At 34.6% G+C, this 15,780-nt stretch carries 15 protein-coding genes; 11 read left to right on the top strand and 4 right to left on the bottom strand.

The annotated features are described in order from the left end of the window. Positions 1–13: 13 nt before the first annotated feature. Together GTR01_RS17545 and GTR01_RS17540 are read left to right on the top strand one after the other, a co-directional pair. Positions 14–556, top strand: coding sequence for an RNA 2'-phosphotransferase (locus GTR01_RS17545; protein ID WP_160139067.1), 543 nt, complete (start codon positions 14–16; stop codon positions 554–556). Positions 557–637: 81 nt separating this feature from the next. Continuing rightward, positions 638–1,384 (top strand): metallophosphoesterase, encoded by a 747-nt coding sequence (locus GTR01_RS17540; protein WP_160139066.1) that lies wholly within the window; start codon positions 638–640, stop codon positions 1,382–1,384. 22 nt (positions 1,385–1,406) lie between these two features. On the opposite strand, the gene GTR01_RS17535 is transcribed toward GTR01_RS17540, so the two are convergent. Beyond that, positions 1,407–2,255 (bottom strand): hypothetical protein, encoded by an 849-nt coding sequence (locus GTR01_RS17535; RefSeq protein ID WP_160139065.1) that lies wholly within the window; start codon positions 2,253–2,255, stop codon positions 1,407–1,409. Between the two features lies 1 nt (position 2,256). Next, positions 2,257–2,805: an SMI1/KNR4 family protein gene (locus GTR01_RS17530; protein ID WP_160139064.1), complete on the bottom strand. Its 549-nt coding sequence runs from the start codon at positions 2,803–2,805 to the stop codon at positions 2,257–2,259. A gap of 138 nt (positions 2,806–2,943) precedes the next feature. Between GTR01_RS17530 and GTR01_RS17525 the strand changes: the two genes are divergently transcribed. From GTR01_RS17525 to GTR01_RS17515, 3 genes are all read left to right on the top strand, one after another. Beyond that, positions 2,944–3,201, top strand: coding sequence for a hypothetical protein (locus GTR01_RS17525; RefSeq protein WP_160139063.1), 258 nt, complete (start codon positions 2,944–2,946; stop codon positions 3,199–3,201). Between the two features lie 110 nt (positions 3,202–3,311). Beyond that, positions 3,312–5,036 carry a hypothetical protein gene (locus GTR01_RS17520; protein WP_160139110.1) on the top strand — a complete coding sequence of 575 codons (1,725 nt, stop codon included), beginning with the start codon at positions 3,312–3,314 and terminating at the stop codon, positions 5,034–5,036. A gap of 257 nt (positions 5,037–5,293) precedes the next feature. Then, entirely contained in the window at positions 5,294–6,082 is a 789-nt protein-coding gene (locus GTR01_RS17515; protein WP_160139062.1) for a T9SS-dependent choice-of-anchor J family protein, read from the top strand. 41 nt (positions 6,083–6,123) lie between these two features. On the opposite strand, the gene GTR01_RS17510 is transcribed toward GTR01_RS17515, so the two are convergent. Continuing rightward, entirely contained in the window at positions 6,124–7,005 is an 882-nt protein-coding gene (locus tag GTR01_RS17510; protein ID WP_160139061.1) for a cupin-like domain-containing protein, read from the bottom strand. A 627-nt stretch (positions 7,006–7,632) separates the two neighbouring features. On the opposite strand from GTR01_RS17510, the gene GTR01_RS17505 reads away from it, so the two are divergent. Continuing rightward, complete coding sequence (locus GTR01_RS17505) at positions 7,633–10,404, top strand: carboxypeptidase-like regulatory domain-containing protein (protein ID WP_160139060.1); 2,772 nt, start codon at positions 7,633–7,635, stop codon at positions 10,402–10,404. A gap of 51 nt (positions 10,405–10,455) precedes the next feature. On the opposite strand, the gene GTR01_RS17500 is transcribed toward GTR01_RS17505, so the two are convergent. Further along, positions 10,456–10,923: a DinB family protein gene (locus GTR01_RS17500; RefSeq protein ID WP_228452275.1), complete on the bottom strand. Its 468-nt coding sequence runs from the start codon at positions 10,921–10,923 to the stop codon at positions 10,456–10,458. 251 nt (positions 10,924–11,174) lie between these two features. Between GTR01_RS17500 and GTR01_RS17495 the strand changes: the two genes are divergently transcribed. The 5 genes from GTR01_RS17495 to GTR01_RS17475 all read left to right on the top strand — a co-directional run bounded on the left by GTR01_RS17495 (position 11,175) and on the right by GTR01_RS17475 (position 15,734). Further along, the gene (locus GTR01_RS17495) at positions 11,175–12,080 is read left to right on the top strand and encodes a GLPGLI family protein (RefSeq protein WP_160139059.1); all 906 of its coding nucleotides are present in this window, start codon (positions 11,175–11,177) and stop codon (positions 12,078–12,080) included. A 135-nt stretch (positions 12,081–12,215) separates the two neighbouring features. Further along, positions 12,216–12,470: a ferrous iron transport protein A gene (locus tag GTR01_RS17490; protein WP_076551839.1), complete on the top strand. Its 255-nt coding sequence runs from the start codon at positions 12,216–12,218 to the stop codon at positions 12,468–12,470. Beyond that, positions 12,470–14,503 (top strand): ferrous iron transport protein B, encoded by a 2,034-nt coding sequence (gene feoB, locus GTR01_RS17485; protein ID WP_160139058.1) that lies wholly within the window; start codon positions 12,470–12,472, stop codon positions 14,501–14,503. The genes GTR01_RS17490 and feoB overlap by 1 nt, the downstream gene beginning before the upstream one ends. A 218-nt stretch (positions 14,504–14,721) precedes the next feature. Beyond that, on the top strand, positions 14,722–15,123 hold the full coding sequence (locus GTR01_RS24800) for a DUF4421 family protein (RefSeq protein ID WP_160139057.1): 402 nt from the start codon (positions 14,722–14,724) through the stop codon (positions 15,121–15,123). Further along, positions 15,120–15,734, top strand: coding sequence for a DUF4421 family protein (locus GTR01_RS17475; RefSeq protein WP_410492605.1), 615 nt, complete (start codon positions 15,120–15,122; stop codon positions 15,732–15,734). Before GTR01_RS24800 ends, GTR01_RS17475 begins: the two co-directional genes overlap by 4 nt. Positions 15,735–15,780: the final 46 nt, after the last annotated feature.

The raw sequence follows: 15,780 nt of genomic DNA, 5'->3' as shown, positions 1-15,780 counted from the left end.
AAAACAAAAACCAATGAACGAAATAGAAACAAAAAGAATAAGTAAATTTTTAAGCCTCATTTTGAGGCATCAACCCGAGACTATCGGATTAAAACTAGATGAAAACGGCTGGGCAGATGTAGAAGAGCTGAGAACAAAATCAGCGAAAAAAAGAGTATATTTTTCTTTTGAAGAATTAGATGAGGTCGTAGAAACCAATAATAAAAAAAGATTTGCCTTTAATGATGATAAAACCAAAATCAGAGCAAGTCAGGGACATTCTATTGATATAGATTTAGCCTTGAAAGCTGTACAGCCTCCTGATTTCTTGTATCATGGTACGGCAGAAGCCAATATTTCTTCCATTCTAGAAAAAGGAATTGAAAGAAGAACCCGTCAGCATGTACATTTAAGTGCTGATAAAGAGACCGCTACAAAAGTAGGAATGAGACACGGAAAACCTATAATTCTAACCATCAGAACAGGAAAAATGTTTGAAGATGGCATTGAATTTTATCAATCTGCCAACGGAGTATGGCTTACAGAGTTTGTAGATCCGAAATACATTTCAAAGTAATAAAAAAAACAACAGTATTGAAGTAAAACAGAGCCATTATGTAAAGATAATGGCTTATCTTTTCACCAACTAAAGCATGAAATGAACAGAACATTAGTAATAGGAGATATTCACGGCGGAGCTAAGGCATTGCAGCAGATACTGGAAAGAGCTGAGGTTACCCCGAATGACAGATTAATTTTTCTTGGAGATTATGTAGATGGCTGGAGCGAGTCTTCTCAGGTTATTCAGTCTTTAATAGAACTTTCCGAAAAAAACGAATGTATTTTTATCAAAGGAAATCATGATGTTTGGTGTGAAGACTGGCTAGCCCGCGGACAAGGGCCGGGTGTCTGGCTTTCTAATGGCGGAAAAAGTACGGTAGACAGTTATGAGAGTTATTCTCCGGAAGATCAGGAAGTACATCTTGAGTTTTTCCAGCGTATGAAAAGCTATCACGTTGATGATCAGAATCGTTTGTTCATTCATGCCGAATATTCTTCCATGCATGGCCCGGAAAAAGAAGTATATTCCAGCAATTACCGTTGGGACAGAACCCTGTGGGAAACTGCTGTGGCTATGGATAAAAAACTGGAAAAACACTCTGTACTTTATCCTAAAAGACTGCTTCTTTACAAGGAAATATTTATCGGGCATACTCCAACACTGTATATTGGAAGTAAAGTCCCAACCAATAAAGCCAATATCTGGAATATGGATACCGGGGCAGCCTTTACAGGAGCTCTATCCATCATGGATATTAATACCAATGAATTCTGGCAGAGCGATCTGCTTCCCTCATTATATCCTGATGAAAAAGGAAGAAATGGAGATATGTTAAGCAGGTGATATACAGGATTGTATGACTACTTTAATTGTCATTACTCATTACACAGTTTTTCATGTCAATACTGAACTCCAAATCAGGTATCTTATTTAAAAATGCTACATTCTTTTTATCCATCAGCTTACCACAGTTTTCTATGGTCAACTCCCGCAAATGTAAAAGGTTTTTCAAAGAGGATAATGAATTAAAATCTCCCAAATACGCTAAGAAAATCGTTTCTAAAGTGAGGACTTCAGATATATTTTCCACTACATTTTCCATGTTTTTACAGGAAGTAAAATCAATATCCGTTAAATGTGAAAACTCAGTAATCCAGCTAATATCCACAACCGAAGGAATATCCACTAAATAGAGTGCTTTTATCCCTTTTAAATTAGGTAATGAAGCCCAAACGCATTCCTTACTTTTTTCAATCGAAAGCGTTTCCAGCTGATGATTAACAGGAAACTCAAATCCTGCTTCTTCAAACTTTTCAATAAACAGCGTTTTGAGTGAAGGATGATTAAATAAATTCTGAAAACGTTTGGAATAACCTGTAAAGAGTTCCTCCAGATGCTTCAATTGAGCCCAATCTATTGTTTCCTTTCCTTTGAATTTACAGTTTTTGATTTCTAGTCGTGTAACATTTTTAAATTGATAAAGTTCCTCGCTTGTATTGAATGCTGTATCTTTTATATGCAATATTTTAATTTCGCTGAATACCTCATAGAATGTGCTGTTAGTCAGTATGTTTTCATCAATTTGTTTCCCTGAAACAATAAGATTGTAAATATTCTTCTCTTTCATTAACGAAGAACAGTCTTCTGCCAAATCTCCTTTTTCCAAGATAATAAATTGATCCGGTCTTCCTTTTATGGTAGTTCCTATATACATTCTACAACGTTTCTTTTCCTTTCGTTTCAACAGCTTTGATAACCCATTCTTCAAAAGTTCGCCATGAATTCAATTCATCCGAAACCTCTGTATATTCATCAATAGGATATTCATGACAAAAGACATCATAGTTTCTCTCATCCTTTCTCGTTGTGCAGAATCCCATCCAGTCGCCCATAGAGCAATGTAAACCGATCATGATAAATTGATCGTTTATTTCTGCATCTTCAATTTCCTGTTGTACATGAGCGTTATATTCTTTTAGTTCCGCTAAATTGTAAAGTTCAAAACAGGGTAAATATTCACCTATTAAAAACTGACCGCTTCCGATTTCAGATAAAAAGTGATAATAGGATTCAGGGAGTAAATATTGGGTAAAAGCTTTTATTTCTTCTATTTCTTCGCGGGAAAGAGTTTGAATAGTAAACTTTAATAGTTCTGATTCTACAATCTGCTGGCCATCTTTCCATTGAGATGTTTCAAGAATAGCTTCGTTTTTTGAAATCCATTCTTTCAATATTTGTAACGCATTGATAAGCTCTGTCTTCATGAATAAGGCTGTATAATTTTAGGAGTAAGTACTCATTCTATTGCATTGTACTCACTTTTCAAACTTAGTGAATTTTCCACTCTTCTTTATAGTATTTAATATCCCTGAAACCAGTTATATTTGTGGAAATTAAATTTCATGAAAGATAATATGTTCCAGGAATTAACCAATGAGCAGCTGCTTAAAAAAAGAAATACACTAAAAGGGCTTGCTATTGGCTTTGGAATTATGTTTTTGTTAGCAATAGTAGCATTTGTTACCATTATTACGATGAAAGGAAGTAAAGGGTTTCCTTACGCAACCTGCATTCCATTTTTAGCAATGCCAATAACAATGAGACCTTTACTGACAAATTTGAAAATGGTGAATAAAGAAATCAAGGCAAGGAATCTTTAAAAATCACCTTATTCTTGAACAGAAAGCAGGAAAAATAAGGTATTGATTCATTTTTTGTTTTTTTGGCAGGATCATATTGACTAATTTTAAATCCGAAAATTATGTCAATAATGAAACTGAAATACCTGCTGCTTACTCTAAGCTCTTCATTGCTATTTGGCCAAAAAACATTTCAGACTCCTTTTGAAAAAGGAAATGGTAACCAAACCGTTACTTATGACGAAATGAATGCCTATTATCAGGATTTAGCCAAAAATTTTAATACCATTCAGTACCTTAAAAAAGGAGAAGATGACAATGGAAAGCCCATTTATGTAGTGGTTTACAATCCTTTTCCTGAAAAAAATGTTGAAAAACTGAGAAAAGATAAAGCCATTCTCTTTGTCAACAACGGAATTCATCCAGGAGAGCCCGATGGTATTGATGCTACGATGATGCTGATGAGAGATTTGGCAACAAAGAAAATTAAAACACCTCAGAATTTCATTATTGCTGCTATTTCTGCTTATAATATCAGTGGTATGCTGAACAGAGGATCCCATTCCAGAGCCAATCAGAATGGGCCTGAACAATACGGGTTCAGAGGAAATGCAAGAAATTACGATCTAAACAGGGATTTTATCAAAGCCGATTCTAAAAATGCAAGAAGTTTTCAAGAGATCTATCAATGGCTGAAACCAGATGTTTTCATAGATAACCATGTCAGTAATGGAGCAGATTATCAATATACTTTTACCTATATCTCAACTTTTAAAGAGCGTTTAGGAAATACATTAGGAGCTTATTTTTATAATGACTATCAGACTAAAAACCTTGAGGACATGAAGAAATTAGGATATGAAAGTACTCCTTATGTTAACATTCATGGTGATATTCCCGAAGTTGGTTTTGCTTCTTTTGAAGATTCCCCAAGATATTCCACTGGGTACACTACCTTGTTCAATTCTTTGGGAACAGTTCCTGAAACCCATATGCTGAAACCTTATGATAAAAGAGTAGATGCTACTTACAAATACATGTTGGTAAATCTACAGAATCTAGATAAAGACTATCAGAAAATAAAACAGCTTCGCCTCGAAAATCTTAAACAATATCAGGCAGGAAAACAATACGGAATCCGCTGGAAAATAGACTCTACCCAATACACAACCATGGATTTTAAAGGCTATGAAGGCAAATATAAACCAAGTGAAATTTCCGGGAAACCAAGATTGTATTATGATCGAAATAAGCCTTTTACCAAGAATATAAAACTTTTTACAACAGCAGTTCCCACGGGATATATCACGATTCCTAAATACTATATAATTCCTCAGTCACAATACAGAGTAATTGAAGAATTTAAAAGAAACCAAATTCAAATAAAGCCGATTCTGAAAGATAGTACCATTGCTGTAGAATCTTATAAGATCAAAGACTTTAAAACCGTAAAGAATCCTTACGAAGGACATTATGTACATTTTGAAACCACAGTAGATACTTCCCGCAAAAATCTGACCTTCTCAGCCGGAGATTATGTGGTTTCCACAGACCAACCTGGGGTAAAGTATATTATAGAAACTCTTGAACCTGAGGCATTAGACTCTTTTTTTAACTGGAATTTTTTCGATGGAATCTTAGCGCAAAAAGAATATTATTCCGCTTATATCTTTGAAGATACAGCAGCAGAGCTTCTGAAAAACGATAAAAAGCTGAAAGAAGCCTTCGAAGCAGCTAAGGCATCGGATAAAAAACTGTCAGAGAGCGGAGAGACTCAGTTGGATTGGATCTACAGACATTCACCTTATTTCGAAGATAAAACCTTCAGACAGTATCCTGTGTATAGGGTGTTGTAAATGATTGATAAATAGATTGTAAATTAAAAATACGTTTCAGAAGGAACGTTTTGGTTAATAGATCTTGGTAAATCTCTTTTTCTTCCTGGGAAAAGGTTCAGATACTATTCTTTTTTCAGAACATTATTATTAACAAGATTTTTCAGAATTTTGATTTAATAGAATAATTAACACGTATTTATATTTTGTGGTTAATTCATGTTGGTTTTCATTGATTTTTGTTATTTTTTTATTAAATTAGAAATAAAACAATTGTTATGAAAAAGATTTATCAATTTTTTATGATGGGCTTATTGATGCCCTTAAGTATGTCTGCACAGTATTCTCAAAGTTTTGATTCGGATACAATGCCGGCAGATTGGACAATAATTAACGGGGGAGATTCGGGAACATGGAAAACATGGACTTCCTATGGATCTATTAGCACCCCTCATTCCGGATCTCATTTTCTGGGATTGGAATATGACAGTGATGTGGCTCATGATGATTATGCCATAAGTCCCGCTATTGTAGTGACGACAGGGGTTTCGGATAAGCTGACTTTCTGGGCTAGAAACAGAGGTGTTAGCATTGCAGAAGATATTGATGTTAAAATATCCACAACTACTCCTACGGCTGCAGCCTTTACCAATACATTAGCTGCCGCTGTAACACCTCCCAATACGTGGAAAGAGTATACCTACGATTTGACTCCTTTTGTTGGGCAGACCATTTATATTGCTTTCTATTCAAGCACAACAGATATCTGGTTTATTGGAATAGATGATTTCGTAATTTCAGGAAATAACCTTTCGGTTTCAGAGGTAGATAAAGATAAACGTAATGCATCCATCTATCCTAACCCTGTTGAAGATATTCTGAATATCAAAAACAAGAGTCAAATATCCGAGATAAGCATCTATGATCTTACGGGTAAATTGCTCAAAAAAGAAAATATGAACTCAGAGAATGGAACGGTAAATGTAAGTGAATTATCTCCTGGAAATTATCTTCTGAAAGTGAAAGACCGGGAGGCTGTAAAAAGCTACAAAATCATTAAAAAATAATTATACCAAAATAAAAAAAACGCTTCAAACGAAGCGTTTTTTTATTTTGGTAAACCTCTTTTCAAAGCAATTTCTGCCCTCTTGATAGCTACTTTCTCTTTCCAGTCCATGTATTTATTTTTGAAATTAGACTTCATAATGTCATCAAACTTTCGCTGTACAGTTAGATTCCATAATGAATGTGCTTTCACAGCCCATGACTTATCCCATGCTCTTAGTGAGATAGAGAATGAGCCGTCCAAATACTTCATCCAGTGCCACCATCCTGTCGGCATAAATAGGGTATCTCCATGCTCAAGGAAACATTCAATACCTTCTACACCATCCAGTGCCGGGAACTTCGTGAAATCAGGATTTTCGATATCATAATCTTCCAAAGCATAAGTTGCATAAGGAATCTGATACAATCTTTCTTTCCATTTATAATCAAAAAGAAGAATATGCTTTCTTCCATTGAAGTGAGTATGGAAAATGTGCGCCATGTCTATATCGAAATGTAAGAAGGTTACAGAACCTTTTCCACCGAAGAACATATTGGGATACTTATCAAGGAAACCTCCCATGAGTTCTTTAGGGGAAATGTAATCTTCCAGAAGTTTAGGGGCATATTTTATAGGATCAAAAAGGAAAATTCTAAGATCAGTAGGCTCTCTTTGAATAAGATCTATATAATCTCCGAATTTCATTTTAGCTGCAGAAGAATTGATGGGAGCAGAGGGATCTGCTTTTGAGCTGTCATATAAAGGGACCTCCACATCTCCTACAACCTCCTTCATATATTCCATCGTCCATTTTTGGTAAGCAGGCCACTTTTTTGCCATATTTTTGATGACAACGGGCCTTCTTGGCTTTAGATATTTTTCGAAGAATTCCTCTTTAGAAATATCATCTACAACATCTATAGGCTTTAAAATAATTCCCATTTTGTAAATTTTATGTTACAAAATTATTAAATAAATATTTATGAACCAGTGTTTAATTTTTTTTTTAACTATGTTTCAAATCTAAATTAACTATTTAGTCTAAATAAGAATACAAATATTTTGAATTTGTTATTAAAACGATGGATTTTCTTGCCAAAACACATAGAAAATACCCTGCAACAGAATTACAGGGCAAAAACACAAAATAGATGAATAAAAATCCATTCTGATACGAATATATTCTTTTTATTTCATTAGCACTTTTTGTAAAAAGAGGATAAATTAAAGAATAAAAGATACTTACATGATTTCAATTCAATAAATAGGGATATATTTTTAAATTTAAATTTTAAAAACTAATGCCCCGAGAATAATTTTTATTTTTTCAAAAAAATGAACTTTTTTTATATTTATTTCAAGTTGTTGAAAACTAGTGTATTAAATTTTAATTAATTATTCAGGGTGTCGTGATTTTAAATATTGAAATCGCAAATCTGGTTTTTTTGGAAGAGATAGAGCGTAATGCCCTTTGTAGTGATTAGGATTTAACCTTTGTAGCGAAAATATATCTTTAAAGAAAGTGTAACGAAAAACTACAATGATTAACTAATTAATCAAATAGTGAATATGAAAAAAAATATTTCCTTATTTCTGATGCTCTTCGTGACTGTGTTCACCTTTGCTCAGAAAACAATTTCCGGAAAAATTACAGATGACGATGGGGTAGGAATACCAAGTGCGAGTGTCACCATCGAAGAACCCGGTAAAGATGCCATTCTTGCCTACGGAATCACCAATTCCAAAGGAGAATATAAAGTTACCTTTACCTCTCCGGAATCTAATGTAGATCTTAAAGTAAAAGCTTTCAATCAAAAACCTCTTACCAAGCAGATCAGCAACAGCGATCAGACCCTGAATTTTAAAATGCAGTCTGAAGCTACAGAAATTAAGGAAGTACAACTAAAAACCAAAATGATCACCGCAAGAGGGGATACTATTTCCTATGATCTTAAAGCATTCAATAGTAAGAACGACAGGACTTTGGCTGACGTAATGAAGAAAATTCCCGGAATTGAAGTGAATACAGACGGAACAATTCTTTATCAGGGAAATGCAATCAATAAATTCTACGTGAACGGAAAAGACCTTATGGAAGGCGGTTATGGGACGATCAACAATTCTTTACCCAAAGACGCTGTACAAAAAGTAGAAGTTCTTGAAAACCACCAACCGGTCAAAATCCTTCAGGATAAAGTACCTTCAGACCAGGCGGCGATCAATATCAAATTGAAGAATTCCGTAACGATGACTGGTCGTGGTGAAGTAGGGACAGGCTTTGGTGAGCCATGGCTTTGGAATGTAAAACTTACTCCAATGTTTTTCGGACAGAAAAGCCAGTGGGTAGTCAATTACAAAACCAATAATATGGGTGAGCAGGTGGAAAATGAAGGAAATATTCTTGCCTTTGGAAATAGCTGGGAAGGAAAGAGAGCCAATGCATCACAAAACAGCTGGCTGAATGTTGAAAAAGCAGGTTCTCCGAATCTACCCGTTAAAAGATATTTGATGAATAATGTGCATTATTTGTCTGTAAACTATTTAACAAATATTGATAAAAAGAAAGAATGGGAATTAAAAGTAAATGCCAATTACACCAACAATGCGGTAGAAAGAGAAGACTATAATGAAACTACCTATTTTCCAACCAATGAAAGGCCACAACAATCTACAGTGGTCATGAGTACAAAAAATAATTTTTATACAGATAAACTAAAAGGAGAATTGATCTTCACGAAGAATGCCAAGAAAGGGTTTTTCAAAAATACTACAAGTTTCAGTCAATTCTGGAATGCAGACCGAGCTTTTGCAGATCGAGCAGGAAGATTAGGAAATCAAGCCGTAGAATCTCCTACATCATCTTTCCAAAATTCATTGAGTACCATTATTCCATGGGGAGAAAAGATGGTGAATTTTAAGTCCTACATTAATTATCAGGATGATCAGCAGACATTGAAAGTAGATCCAGCAAGCTATCTACAATTGCCATACAAACTTCCAAAAACGAATCCGAATGATCCAAGTGAAAAAGATAAATACGGAATCGTATATTTTAACCCGGGAACTTCAGCAATACAACAATTCAGACTGAAAACATTAGATACTTCACACTCTGCCAATATTAGTTTTTCTACAAAAGGATGGACATTTACTCCTCAGGTAGGTTTTGATTTCTCTACGGATAAATTAAATTCAAACTTTGAAGGGCAGGCGATTCCCAATCCATCTATTCCGAATGATGTTCCACCCAATTTTAACGATGGGATATATAAAAACAATCTGAAATTTACAGAAATTGTTCCTTATGCTTCAGTAGGGATCAATTATAAATCCGAGAATTGGAGTGTTTTTGCTAATTTTCCGGCAAATTTCAACAGCATTAAAGCTGAAGATGATTTAAGAGGAGTTTCAAAATCATTAAATAAGACAACATTTACTCCAAATGCATTTATTCAGTATACATTCGCTTCATTTTGGAAAGCAAGCTTGAATGGGAATATCAGCAACAACTTTGGAGATATCCAGACGGCTTATGCAGGATATATGTTACTAAGTCCAAGAGGATTTAATGTGATGGATCCAAACAATCCAATTCCACAAACAACATCAAAAAGTGCAGGGTCAAGAATTGAATACAGAAACCCATTAAACAATCTATTCTTTAATATAAATTATTTATTGAGTGATAGTAAAAGAAATCTGCTTTCTTCTCCAATTTTGGATGCAGCTACGGGTTCTACATTAATTCAATACATTGAAAGAGAGAATCACTCAAAAAGTAATAAATTCAGTGTTGAAGTGGGTAAGTATTTTCCAAAATTTAAAACCAATGCTTCTGTGAGCTATGGAAATACATTGTCAAAAGCTGATGCATTCCTGGATGGAACACAATATTTGAGCAAAAACAATACACAGACATATGGATTGAAGTTTAATAATACTTATTTCAGCTGGGCAAGTATAGATTATACACTTAATTTCTCAAGAAATAAGCAGGATAATATTGGACTGAGCCAAAGCAGACTTGGAGTAAATACAGGATTTAATCACAATTTGGCCGTTTATTTCTATCCAATAGAAAACCACACAATAGGATTCAATTGGGATCAGGTGAATACAAGTGATGGAATTAATAAATACAACAATGCGTTCTATGATGTTTCATACCAGTTTTCATGGTCAAAAAAGAAAATAGATTTTGAAATTAAATGGTTAAATATTGCTAATAGAAAGTACTTTGAAACGTATACTATCAATCAGTCAACGAATAGTTCTTCTTACACCAAGATTCAGCTTCGTCCAAGTCAGGTCATGCTTACCGTAAAATTCAATTTTAAATAAAATAAAAAACCAATCCGATCGGATTGGTTTTTTATTGAGATATATAGAGCTTTAAAAAGCTTGGTGATCAGCAGAAGGGCCATAGCTTCCCGGTAAAGGAATGTCATTGATTCTGTAATAAACACCCAATTGTGCCCTGTGGTGAGTGATTTGGTTTAATGCATGACGAATAGACTCATATTTAGACCATTTTGCTAATTCCTGACCATTATTTTTTAATGCCCAACTGGCATTAAGATCATTTTCTTGAGCCTTTTCAAGAGCCTCTTTTCCAGATCTAAAATTCTGATCAAGAGTTTGGAGAAGATCCTCACGGGTAAAAATTTGTTTAGGTTGATAATCACCATTCGCAAAATCAAGCTCCGATGTATTAAGCATTGTATTCGGCCATTCAAATATCTCCGCGATATGAGTGGCGAGTGGTAGCATTTTCATACTTTTTTCATGGGGAGCATAGTCGTTTTTTTCGTCAGGATAAGTTTCAAAGAATTTCCTGGTCGTCTGATATTCAGCTTCCAGCTCATTTTTAAATTATGATAAAGTATCCATAATATTTTGTTTTTGAGAAACTTAAAGGTAAAACTTTTACAGCTGAAAATGTTTTAAGAGAATCATAATTTTTGCCATTGTCTTCATTTTTTTGTACAAATTACTATTCATTCAATATTAGCTTTCATTCTAATCCTCCTCTTTCTGTTTTTCCAGAAAAATAAATTGAAAAAAACTGTAACAAATCATCAATTGTGATTACTAATTAATAAAATCGAGAAATGAAAAAGCTATTTTCAGTATTTCTTATCGCACTTTTTGCCTTTGCCAACGCTCAGGATGGTAAAGAAACGGCTAACCGATTCTTTTATGAATTGACTTTTAAACCAAAGAAAGATTCTGCGAAGTTGGATAAGGTCATTACTATTCTAGATATTACGGATAAAAATAGATCTATTTATCAGGATTATACCATTATTTCGCAAGATTCTATCATGAAAGTGGAAATAGAGGCAATGAAAAAAGCAGGGATCATGAAAGACCTTTCAAAGTCTTTAAAGGCCCCAAAGATTACCTCAAAAGTATATAAGTTTTATCCTGGGATGAAAATTCAATATGTAGATAAAGTGGCCAATGGTTTTACTCCTACCACTATTGGATATAGCGAAGACCTAAAGTTCAATTGGAATATTCTCGGTGATAAGCAAAAAATTGGGGAGTATAATGCTCAAAAAGCAACTACTGAATTTGGCGGAAGAACTTGGACAGCTTGGTTTAGTACAGATATTCCTTTTCAGGATGGCCCTTATAAGTTCTATGGACTACCGGGGCTTATTGTGAAGATTGAAGATGCCGACAAAAACTATTCCTGGATATTACAAGGAAATAAAAAAGTGAAAGATTATACAGAACTTTCTTATGCTGACAATCTTATGAATGTCTCAGCAAAAGTAAACGAACTGTCAAGAGAAAAATTTGAAAAAACATTCAGTGATTTCAAGAAAGATCCGTTTGCTTCCGTACGCCCGATGATGACACAGGAAATGATGTCTAAATCAATTCCAGGTATGGATGGAACAATTGGAGACATGATGAAAAAACAGGAAAAGCATTACAAAGAGTTTTATAACTCCAATGATAACCCTATCGAAAAAGTACAAGCTTCTTCAGCTCAAAAGAAAAAATAAGCATTCATATCAACTAAATTATATTCCGAATCAACCCAGGTACAGCAATGTGTTTGGGTTGATTTTTTTATAAGCAAAACGTTATTTAGATTAAATTTAAATAGCGTATATTTGCACTACCAAAAAATCAGGGCTTTGAAAGAGAAAGAATTACATAAATTAAGTGGATTTCCCAAAAACAAAATGGGAAAGATATTGGGATATGATAATGACCATCTAAAAATGCCCAATAAAATCATTGAAATGGGGCTTCTTCCGGAGACTGTTTTCAGGATTTTGTACCAGGCTCCGTTCAATGGGCCGATGTATGTGGAATTTGGAGCTGAGAAAAGCCGGATTGCTCTTCGTGAGGAAGAAGGAGATTATATCATTGTTGAAGAATTGAATTAATGCAGGCAAACAAGAAAAAACAGATACTTTTAGTTGGGAATCCGAATGTAGGAAAATCAACGGTTTTTAATGCACTTTGTAATAAAAAGCAAAAAACCGGAAATTATGCTGGTGTTACCGTTGCAAGTCATTCGGGAAACTATACCTATAAAAATGAAGATGTTGAAGTTATTGACCTTCCGGGTTCTTACAGTGTATATCCCAGTTCAGAGGATGAAGCTATTTTTTCAAAATATCTTATTGATGAACAGAAGAACTACGCAGGAGTTGTTTATATTCTTGAAGCATTAAGTTTAAAAAGAGGTCTTCTTTTATTTCAGCAGATTCAGGATCTTGGGATTCCTATGATTTTGATCGTCAATCAGATTGACCAAGCAGAAAGAAGAGGAATTACCATAGATATTCAAAAATTTTCAGAAGCATTAGGCATTAAGATCATTCAAACCAATGCTAAAGAACAGATCGGAATCAATGAGGTGAAAGAAGCTGTTTTCAGCAGCGAATTTGTGAAAACAGATAAAGCTTCATTTGAAACCCCTAACGAACACAAAGATTTTATTCAGAAATTGATATCTCACAAAGGTTTTGAGAATGAATATAAAGCTTGGATGAGCATTTCAATGGGAACTGATCTTGGAAAACTGGAATCGGTAATGGATCAGATCGGTGATTCTGAATCTAAAAGTCTGGTACCTAAAAGATTGCAAGTTCAGGAAACTGTCCGAAGATATCAAAATGTAGATAAAATACTGGAGAATGTAATCTCTAAGCAACCTCAGTTCAAAGAATTGTTGACAGAGAAACTGGATAAAGTTTTAGTTCATAAATTCTGGGGATATGTTGTTTTTATGCTGATTCTATTGATCATTTTCCAAAGTGTTTTCTTTTTGGCAGAATACCCGATGAATTGGATCGAGAGTTTCTTCTCATGGCTTTCAACCTTTACAAAAGAGCATCTTCCAGATGGCCCGGTCAACTCTTTAATTTCCAATGGAATTGTTCCGGGAATTGGAGGGATTGTCGTTTTCGCACCACAAATCGGAATTTTACTCTATTTCCTTTACTTGCTGGAAGATTCAGGGTATATGGCAAGAGTTGTTTTCCTGATGGATAGGCTTCTTCGTCCTTTTGGACTGAACGGGAAAAGTATTGTTCCTCTGGTATCAGGAACAGCATGTGCGATTCCAGCCGTTATCTCTACTAGAAACATTGAGAATGTTAAAGAAAGATTGCTGACGATTTTGGTAACCCCATTTATGACGTGTTCAGCGAGACTTCCGGTATATAGTATTATTATTGGATTGATTATTTCAGAAGGGTCATTTTTAGGAATAAAATATAAAGCTCTGGTGCTAATGGGAATGTATCTGTTAGGATTCTTAGTTGCCTTATTTTCCGCAGCCATTCTGAAAAGATTTATTAAAGAAAAAGGAAAAACCTATTTGGTAATGGATCTTCCTGCTTATAAGAAACCACTCTTTGGCTATGACTTCAAAATGGTCTTGGGGAAAGTTTGGGATTTCATTACTGGAGCAGGGAAAATAATCTTCATTGTAAGTATTATTATCTGGGTTTTAAGTTATTTTGGGCCAAAACAACAGCCCAATGAGTTTGTTGCTTCAGATGTTCACTTAGATCATTCTTACCTAGCCAAAATGGGAAAAGGAATTGAGCCGTTGATCGCTCCACTGGGATACGATTGGAAAATGGGAGTAGGAATTCTGACCAGCTTTGTCGCAAGAGAAGTATTCGTAGGAACCATGTCAACGCTGTATAGCCTTGAAGATGATGCACCGGAAGTAAAAGTGATTGATAAGATGAGAAGAGATGTAAAACCAAACGGAGAGAAAGTCTTCAGTTTTGCAACAGGAATTTCCGTGCTTCTGTTCTACGCGTTTGCAATGCAGTGTGTGTCTACACTGGCAGTAGTCTATAGAGAAACCAAAAGCTGGAAATGGACAGGCTTTCAGGTGACTATGATGACAGGTTTGGCATATTTTGTGTCGATGATAGTATATCAAATTTTAAAGTAATGGACTCTTCATTAATTTTTCAGTACGTACTGATTGCTTTATTAGTAGCATTTGCTTGTTATTCTTTATTTAAAATATTCAAAAAGAATTTTGCCCCTAAGAAGTTCAGTTCCAAAAGATCAAGTTGCGATAAAGACTGCGGGTGTTCTTAATGTGAATTTAACTGGATAATTGAAAAAAATGTAGTAATTTCAGTTTTTTAATTTAAAATATCCAGGTTGAATCTAACAAGAGGAGTATGTGTTTTATTGTTTTTGCTGTTAGCCCTTCAGGTTGATGCGCAAAGAGATACCACAGATATCAAGTCTTATGCAGATCAGGTAATGATTCGTGCCAATCTCGATACCAATATTGAAAGCTATGTTTTCAAACAGGGAGAAAAGGAAAATGAAACAAAACAGATTTTTTCGATCAACAACAAAACAAAGGTTTCTTTTTCTATAGATTACAGAATTATAAGTGCTACCATATCCTTTGCACCCCGTTTCTTTGCAGATAATAATGACAATAATCTGAAAGGAAGCAGCTCTTATACAGACTTCAGTGTCAGGTTTTTTCCCAACAGATTGATCCAGAATCTCTATTACAAAAACGTAAAAGGTTTCATATTGAAAATATGAAAGAACTCTTTCCGGCTTGGAGGGAAGGAGATCCTTATTTGCAATATCCGAACTTAAGAGTACAGAGTTTTGGAGGTTCTACATCTTATATTCTTAATAAAAACTTTTCCGCAAGAACTATCTATACCCAAGGAGAATGGCAAAAGAAAAGCAGTGGAAGCTGGGTTCCGTTCCTTGATTATGATCTTACCATTTTCAGAAATACAATAGACGATCAGAGTGCTAAAGAAATGCAGTATAAAATAGGAGCTAATATTGGATATTTTTACAATTGGGTGCTTGGAAAGAACGTAAATATTTCACCTTATTTAGCCCTCGGACTCGGTGGAAAGTTTTCAAATTTCTGGAATGTTAAAGGAGATGGTTCTCGGGATAATGCTCAATATCTTACTTTAAGAATGGAAGGCGGACTCCACATAGGATACAACACAGACCGCTTTTTATTTGGTGGAAAAATGAATTTCAGTGCTTACACCTATCAACAAACAAGAAATCAGGCAGTAGAGAACAACAGCATGTATGGATTGTTGTATATAGGCTATCGTTTTGCTCCTCCGAGAGTTGTGAAGGATACTTATGATAAAGTTCAAAAAAAGATTCCCATTCTATAAGGTAAATGTCTTTTTAAGTATCTTTGTTTCGTATAAATTATTACAC

The organism is Chryseobacterium sp. c4a, assembly GCF_009900745.1.
In the GTDB taxonomy this organism is placed as follows: Bacteria; Bacteroidota; Bacteroidia; order Flavobacteriales; family Weeksellaceae; genus Chryseobacterium.
The sequence above is the reverse complement of the archived record's forward strand: the minus strand, read 5'-3'. Positions and strand labels throughout refer to the sequence as shown.